The organism is Mycobacterium sp. E735 (assembly GCF_001666955.1).
GTDB lineage: Bacteria > Actinomycetota > Actinomycetes > Mycobacteriales > Mycobacteriaceae > Mycobacterium.
The window spans coordinates 1-6,841 of sequence record NZ_LZIX01000235.1; the positions used below are offsets into that span (position 1 = coordinate 1).

General features: G+C 69.2%; 7 protein-coding genes and 1 pseudogene. 5 read left to right on the forward strand and 3 right to left on the reverse strand.

Annotation, left to right across the window (positions count from 1 at the left end; all coding sequences use genetic code 11):
• On the reverse strand, window positions 1-559 hold a 559-nt coding region (locus A5704_RS18990; RefSeq protein ID WP_067890487.1), incomplete at its 3' end, for a TIGR03619 family F420-dependent LLM class oxidoreductase.
• A 131-nt stretch (window positions 560-690) separates the two neighbouring features.
• Between A5704_RS18990 and A5704_RS18995 the strand changes: the two genes are divergently transcribed.
• Both A5704_RS18995 and A5704_RS19000 read left to right on the forward strand, forming a co-directional pair.
• The gene (locus A5704_RS18995) at window positions 691-1,728 is read left to right on the forward strand and encodes a 2-hydroxyacid dehydrogenase (RefSeq protein WP_197508507.1); all 1,038 of its coding nucleotides are present in this window, start codon (window positions 691-693) and stop codon (window positions 1,726-1,728) included.
• 76 nt (window positions 1,729-1,804) lie between these two features.
• Window positions 1,805-2,623, forward strand: coding sequence for a formate/nitrite transporter family protein (locus tag A5704_RS19000; protein ID WP_067753568.1), 819 nt, complete (start codon window positions 1,805-1,807; stop codon window positions 2,621-2,623).
• Window positions 2,624-2,629: 6 nt separating this feature from the next.
• Here A5704_RS19000 and A5704_RS19005 read toward each other — a convergent pair whose 3' ends face one another.
• Window positions 2,630-3,562 (reverse strand): LLM class F420-dependent oxidoreductase, encoded by a 933-nt coding sequence (locus tag A5704_RS19005; protein ID WP_067753571.1) that lies wholly within the window; start codon window positions 3,560-3,562, stop codon window positions 2,630-2,632.
• Window positions 3,563-3,678: 116 nt separating this feature from the next.
• On the opposite strand from A5704_RS19005, the gene A5704_RS19010 reads away from it, so the two are divergent.
• Complete coding sequence (locus A5704_RS19010) at window positions 3,679-4,116, forward strand: ATP-binding protein (RefSeq protein WP_067778997.1); 438 nt, start codon at window positions 3,679-3,681, stop codon at window positions 4,114-4,116.
• A 7-nt stretch (window positions 4,117-4,123) separates the two neighbouring features.
• On the opposite strand, the gene A5704_RS19015 is transcribed toward A5704_RS19010, so the two are convergent.
• Window positions 4,124-5,482: a wax ester/triacylglycerol synthase family O-acyltransferase gene (locus tag A5704_RS19015; protein ID WP_067753626.1), complete on the reverse strand. Its 1,359-nt coding sequence runs from the start codon at window positions 5,480-5,482 to the stop codon at window positions 4,124-4,126.
• 172 nt (window positions 5,483-5,654) lie between these two features.
• On the opposite strand from A5704_RS19015, the gene A5704_RS19020 reads away from it, so the two are divergent.
• The gene (locus A5704_RS19020; protein ID WP_067890484.1) at window positions 5,655-6,638 is read left to right on the forward strand and encodes a methylenetetrahydrofolate reductase C-terminal domain-containing protein; all 984 of its coding nucleotides are present in this window, start codon (window positions 5,655-5,657) and stop codon (window positions 6,636-6,638) included.
• Window positions 6,635-6,841 (forward strand): annotated as a pseudogene (locus A5704_RS19025) (SAM-dependent methyltransferase); the annotation flags it as partial. The gene A5704_RS19020 and the pseudogene A5704_RS19025, both read left to right, overlap by 4 nt.

A 6,841-nucleotide genomic window follows, 5' to 3' on the forward strand; every position in this document is an offset into this window, starting at 1 on the left:
GCCCGCGATCGGAGGCCGCGCCGATCCACACGGGAATGGGGCGTTGGACGGGCAACGGGGCCAGCCCCGCCGCGGTCACGCTGTGGTACTTGCCGTCGAAGGTGACCGACCGCTCGGTCCACAGCCGGCGCAACAGCTCGACCTGCTCCTCGGAGCGCTTGCCGCGATTGGTGAAGTTCTCGCCCAGCGCCTCGTATTCGACCGCGTTCCAGCCCAATCCGACACCGAGCCGGAAGCGGCGGCCGGTCAGCAGATCGACCTCGGCCGCCTGCTTGGCCACCAACGCCGTCTGCCGCTGCGGCAGGATGATGACGCCGCTGACCAGCTCGAGCGAGGTGATCGCGGCCAGAAAACCGAACAAGACGAACGGCTCGTGAAACGTCGAGTCGATGTCGTATGGGCCGGCCCAGCCGCGGTGCACCAGGGGGTCGGCGCCCACGACGTGGTCGTACGCCAGGATATGGCTGAATCCGAGTTCCTGTACGCCCTCGCCGTATGCACGCACGACCGCGGGGTCGCCGCCAAGCTCGGTTTGCGGGAACACCACTCCGATGCGCACTCGCGGTGCAACCGAGCCGCCGGGGGATTGCTTCCCGCGCAATGGGAAAAAGTTTGAGGGACGGTGCCGTCTTCGCGCCTCTCGGCAAGTGGTCGCTCGAAGCGACGGTTCTCAAGGTGGTACCCGGGGGAATGTACGACACCGCCGGGCATCACAACCACGACCGCCGCCCGAATATTTCACCGACGCCCGATGATGGACGCGTGACGACAAAAAAGATTGGACATGCGCTGCGGATCGGCCGCTTCGAGCGGACTTTCGAAGCCGAGCTGACCGCGCGGTACGAGATCCCCAAGCTTCCCGACGGTCCGGGGCGCGCCGACTTCTTCGCCGAACATGCGGCTGACGTTCGCATCGTGATCACATCGGGCACGGCCGGTGTCGACGGCGACACCATCGCCGCGCTGCCCAACCTCGAGGTGATCGTCAACAACGGCGCCGGCGTGGACCTGATCGATCTGCCCGCGGCGCGGCGCCGCGGCATCGGCGTCAGCAACACGCCCGACGTCCTTTCGGACACGGTGGCCGACACCGCGCTGGGCCTGATCCTGATGACCCTGCGCCGTTTCGGCGCCGCCGACCGCTACGTGCGGGCGGGCCGCTGGCTGCGCGACGGCCCGTTCCCATACGCCCGGGACCTCAGCGGCCTGCAGGTTGGCATCCTGGGTCTGGGTCGCATCGGTTCGGCGATCGCGACCAGGCTGCTCGGATTCGACTGTGCCGTCGCGTATCACAACCGCCACCGCATCGACGGATCGCCGTACCGCTACGCCCCGTCGCCGGGGGAGCTGGCCGAGTCGGTCGACGTCCTCGTCGTGGCCACGACGGGCGATCCGCACACGCGCCACCTGGTCGACCGCTCCGTCCTCGAGGCCCTGGGCCCCGAGGGTTATCTCGTCAACATCGCCCGCGGCAGCGTCGTCGACCAGGACGCGCTGGTGGAGTTGCTGGTCGGCGGCGGCCTCGCCGGGGCCGGGCTGGATGTCTTCGTCGACGAACCCCATGTGCCGCCCGAGTTGTTCGAGCTCGACAACGTGGTCCTGTTTCCGCACATCGGCAGTGCCACCGCCCGGACCCGGAGGGCAATGGCGATGCTCGCCATCCGGAACCTGGAGAGCTACCTGGGCACCGGTGAGCTGGTGACGCCGGTGCTGCGACCGCGGAGGTGACGGCCGCGGCGGGCGCTGTCAGATCCCTCACACCGGATGGTCCATCCGGCAAATAACGGGTATCAGGCCATCCACCATGAGTGATACCACCCAGCGTCAGCTCGGGCAGACCGACAGCCCGATCGAGGACGAGCTCGAGGACGCGTTCAGCAGGATGCTGAGCGAGGGCACCCAGCGCCTGCACCGCACCTGGCGCGGCGTGCTGGTGACCGGCTTCTTCGGTGGCACCGAGGTGGGGATCGGGGTGCTTGCCTACCTGTCGGTGCTGGACGCCACCCACCGCCCGCTGCTGGCCGGGCTGGCGTTCTCGATCGGCTTCCTGGCCCTGCTGCTCGGCCGCAGCGAGCTGTTCACCGAGGGCTTCATCATTCCCGTCGTGACGGTGGCCGCCAAGCGCGCCAGCCTGCCGCAGCTGGCCAAGCTATGGGGCGGCACCATGTTCGCCAACCTGGTCGGCGGCTGGGTGATCATGTGGCTGATCATGACCGGCTTCCCGGAGCTGCACGCGCAGACCATCGAGTCCGGCACCCACTTCGCCACCGCGCCACTATCCGCCCAGAGCATGGTGCTGGCGATCCTCGGCGGCATGGTCATCACGCTGATGACCCGGATGCAACACGGCACCGACTCGGTGCCCGCCAAGATCGCCGCAGCGGTGGCCGCCGCGTTCCTGCTCGCCGGGCTGAGGTTGTTCCACTCCATCCTGGATTCGCTGCTGATCTTCGGCGCGCTGGTCACCGGGGCTGCCCCGTTCGGCTATCTGACGTGGCTGGGGTGGTTCGGCTACACCGTGGTCGGCAACATGATCGGCGGGCTACTGTTCGTGACCCTGCTGCGGCTTCTGCGCAGCAAGGACCGGCTCGAAGAGGAACGCGCGGACGCCGAAGGCCGGTGACAGCCGTCAAAGCAGTTGTGGCATAACCTCACTCGCCAACAACTCCAGATGGGCGAGGTCGGTCAAGTCCAGCAGCTGGGTGTAGACACGTCGCACGCCGATCTGCTTCCAGGCGCCCAATTTGTCGACGATCTCCGCGGGGGAGCCGACCAGCGGGCTGTTGGACCGCATTTCGTCGAGGTCGCGACCGATCGCCGCGGCGCGCCGGGTCAGTTCGCGGTTGTTGCGGCCGGCGCAGAGCACGAATGCGCTCGAGTAGACCATCGAGTCACCGGGCCTGCCGGCCGCGGCGACGGCTTGCGCCACCCGCTCGTACTGCTTCTCGGCCACGCCGATCGGCGCGAACGGAACGTTGAACTCGGCCGCGTACTTCGCGGCCAGCCGCGGGGTGCGGTTGGCGCCCAGGCCGCCGACGACGATGGGCGGGTGTGGGGTCTGCGTCGGCTCGGGCAGCGCCGGTGAGCCGCTGATGGTGTAGTACGCGCCGGCGTAGTCGAAGGTTTCGCCGGGCCCCGTGGTCCACAGGCCCGTGATGATGGCCAGCTGTTCGTCGAGCCGGTCGAACCGCTCCCGCAGCGGTGGGAACGGGATGCCGTACGCCTGGTGCTCCTTTTCGAACCAGCCGCTGCCCAGCCCGAATTCGACGCGTCCGCCACTCATGTCGTCCACTTGGGCCACCGCGATCGCCAGCGGGCCGGGGTAGCGGAATGTTGCGGAAGTCACCAGGGTGCCCAGCCGGATGGTCGACGTCTCCCGCGCGATCGCGCCCAGCGTCACCCACGAGTCGGTGGGGCCAGGCAGTCCGTCGCCGCTCATCGCCAGGTAGTGATCGGACCGGAAGAACGCACCGAACCCCAGCTGCTCGGCGGTCTGGGCGACGGCCACCTGGTCGGCGTAGCGGGCGCCCTGCTGCGGCTCGATGAATGCACGAAAGTCCATAGGATCCCTCTGTATCTCGTTGTACGGCAACTCGATTCCGAACCTGTACCCGGCTGTGGCCAAAGCGAGACGGCCGGCGGGTTAGCAGGCCGGCAGCAACTGGGTATGCCTTCTGCATGACTTCACCGCTGCCACCAATCGTTGTCACGCCCGCGCGATTGACCTGCGCCGGTGCCGCCGACGCGGTGACCGCGGCGGAATTGCGCCGCACGCTGCGGCGGTGGCTGCAGGAGGTGACCGAGGCTCCGGCGGAGGTTCACGACGACATCATTCTGGGCGTCAACGAGGCGCTGGCCAACTGTGTGGAGCACGCATACCGTGACCACCGCCCGACGGGAACGATGAAACTGCAGGCAAGCCACGACCGCGCCGCCCAGTCGATCAGCATCTGCGTCAGCGATCGCGGATCCTGGCTCCCGCCCTCGCCGCAACGCCTCAGCGACCCGCGGCGGTCCCGCGGAATCGCGCTGATGCACGCGCTCGCGGATCACTGCACCATCAACGCCCGCCCCACCGGCACGACGGTCTGCCTGGACTACACCACCAGGCCGTAGCCGCCGCTCACACGCCGACGGCGCGCTCCAGGTCCTTCAGCGACGTCTCCAGGTGGCCCAGCAGCCGCTGCAGGTGCGGGACGCTGCGGCGGCAGCCCACGAGACCGAAGTCGAGGTTGTCGGCGTTGTTGGTCACGGTGATGTTGACCGCCTGGCCGTCGAGCGGGATGGACAGCGGGTAGTTGCCGTCCAGCCGGGCGCCCCGCCAGTACTGCGGCTCCGACGGACCGGCCGAGACGTTGGAGATGACGATGTTGAACGGCGGTGACCCCGCCGACAGGTAGCCGGGGATCAGCCCGAAGAACAGGCCGCCGATGTTGAAGGCCGACAGGGCGAGCTGCTGAACCGGGGGCAGCTGCTGGAAGATTTCTTTGGTGTCGCGGATCGACGTGCTGACGATTTCTAGGCGCCGCGCCGGGTCGTCCAGATCCGTCGCCAGGTTGCACAGGAACGTCCCGACCAGGTTGCCTCCGCGGTCGTCGTCGGCCTTGCGGAGGTTGACCGGCACCATCGCGGTCAGCGGGGCGTCGGGCAGCGCGCTCTGCTCCTGCAGGTACGCACGCAGGGCGCCGGAGCACATGGCGAGGACGACGTCGTTGACGGTAACCCCGGCCGCCGATTTGACCGCTTTGATCCGGTCCAGCGACCACGACTGCGCGGCCACCCGCCGGGCGCCGCCGATCCGGACGTTGAACATGCTGCGCGGCGCCTGGAAGGGCAGCGTCAGCTGTTGTTCGAGCAGGGCGGCCCGGGCCAGCTTCAGCGACGACGGCGCCAAGGCGAGCGCCGACCCCGCGGTCCGGCCCGCCCGCTCCAGCAGGGACTGCCGTTTCTGCCCGCCGCCGCGCTTGCGCGGCCCGAGGCTCCACGGCACGCGCACCTCGTCATCCTCGGGATCGGGGGTGAAGGCGCGCTGCACCAGCCGCATCGCGGACACCCCGTCCATGAGCGAGTGGTGGTACTTCGTGTACACGGCGTAGCGGCCGTCCTGCAGCCCCTCGACGAGGTGGGCCTCCCACATCGGGCGGTGCCGGTCGAGCAGGCTGCCGTGCAGCCGGGAAACCAGCTCGAGCAGGTCACGGACCCGGCCCGGTTCGGGCAGGGCCGAGCGGCGCAGGTGGTAGTCGAGCTCGACGTCCTTGTCGAACGACCACGCGAGGTTGGTCAGTCCGCCGAAGAAGGCCGGGTGCTTGCGGAACGTCGGCTGCACGTCCGTGCACTCGAGCATGGCCTGATAGGACTCGCGCACGAAGTGGGGCCCGGCGTCCTCGGGCGGCTCGAAGAGTTGCAGCGACCCCACGTGCATGGGGTGCTCGCGTGACTCACCGATGAGGAACAGCGCATCCGTCGGAGATATCGGTTCCATGCTTTTGACCCCGTTCCTTTCGCTGCGCCGGGCGCGCGGCACACCCATCTCCTAGTAGCCGCAGCGAGCGTTTGCTAATCGTCTTCGAGCTGCGAATCGGCGCCGTTCGCTGAAGCGCTTGCGCCCGCGACCGTTTGGGTACATGCATGCGAACACTGGCGCGCGAGGAGTCATGATGTCGGCGGGTTTGGGGTGTCCGAAACGGATGGTGTTCGGGCCGTGCGGCGGGGTGCGGCCCGACGGCCAGTGCGAGATGCGCCCCGGTCCGTGCGCGTTCGACGAGGTGGTGGCGTGGTCGGGGCCGCAGTCCACGCCGCGTCTCGCGCACGCGCCGCTGGTGCTCACCGACTTCAGCAGCACCCCGTTCGACCGTGACGACATCGCCGCGACGGCCGCCGCGCTGGCGCAGGGATGCGACGCCGTCCTGGTGGGCGAGCACCAGAACAAGCCCGACTTCCCGCCCACGCTGATGGGGTCTTTGCTCCTCGACGCCGGAGTGACGCCTTGGATCACGCTGTCATGCCGTGACCGCAACCGGGTGGTGCTCGAGCAGGAGTTGCGGGGCCTGCTCGGCATCGGTGTCGAAACGGTGCTGTGCGTGACCGGTGACGGGCGCGGCTACGACGTGCGCCCGGACGTCACGCAGACCTTCGACCTCGACGGCCCCCGGCTTGTTTCGTTGGCCGCCTCCACCGGAGTTGTCGCTGCGGTGCCCGAGACGCCCACCGCCCCGCCTGTGCACGCCCGCCCCGCCCGGTTGGTGGAGAAGCAACGGGCCGGCGCCAGCCTGGCCGTCCTGAACCACGTGCCCTCCGCCGGGCAGGTCGCCGACTTCATGGCCGAGGCGCGGGCGGCTGGTCTGACCATTCCGGTGATCGCGGCGGTGGCCGTGTTCACCGACAGCGCCTCCGCGGCGGTCCTGCAAGGCTTGCCCGGCCTGGAACTCGATCAGGATGTGACGGAGCGGGTGTTGGGCGCGCCGGACCCGGTAGCCGAGGGGATCGAGGCGGCGGTGGCCGAGGCCCGGGCGCTGCTGTCGATCGAAGGCGTCGAGGGCGTCAACGTGTCGGGCCTCGCGTCCGCGTCTGGCCCACGCGCCGGCGCGGAGATCAAGGGCGAGGTGGGTCGTCGGATCAGGGCGGAGGCGCGTCGATGACGGAAGCGATGGAGGCGGAGTTCGACACCGTCGCCGAATGGACGGCCGAGGTGGCCGAAGAGCTGGGCCCGGACTACCACGTGCCGGCCGGCTGTCGCGGCAGCGGCAGTCCGCCCGCCCTGGACTGGCTCATCGACCGCATGGGCCTGACGGCCGGTGACACATTGCTGGACTCCGGCGCAGGCGTCGGCGGGCCCGCCGCG

Bases quoted from the DNA above. Each gene is read 5' to 3' on its own strand.
- A5704_RS18995 (WP_197508507.1), top strand. From the start codon at position 691: ATGTACGACACCGCCGGGCATCACAACCACGACCGCCGCCCGAATATT.
- A5704_RS19000 (WP_067753568.1), top strand. From the start codon at position 1,805: ATGAGTGATACCACCCAGCGTCAGCTCGGGCAGACCGACAGCCCGATC.
- A5704_RS19005 (WP_067753571.1), bottom strand. From the start codon at position 3,562: ATGGACTTTCGTGCATTCATCGAGCCGCAGCAGGGCGCCCGCTACGCC.
- A5704_RS19010 (WP_067778997.1), top strand. From the start codon at position 3,679: ATGACTTCACCGCTGCCACCAATCGTTGTCACGCCCGCGCGATTGACC.
- A5704_RS19015 (WP_067753626.1), bottom strand. From the start codon at position 5,482: ATGGAACCGATATCTCCGACGGATGCGCTGTTCCTCATCGGTGAGTCA.
- A5704_RS19020 (WP_067890484.1), top strand. From the start codon at position 5,655: ATGATGTCGGCGGGTTTGGGGTGTCCGAAACGGATGGTGTTCGGGCCG.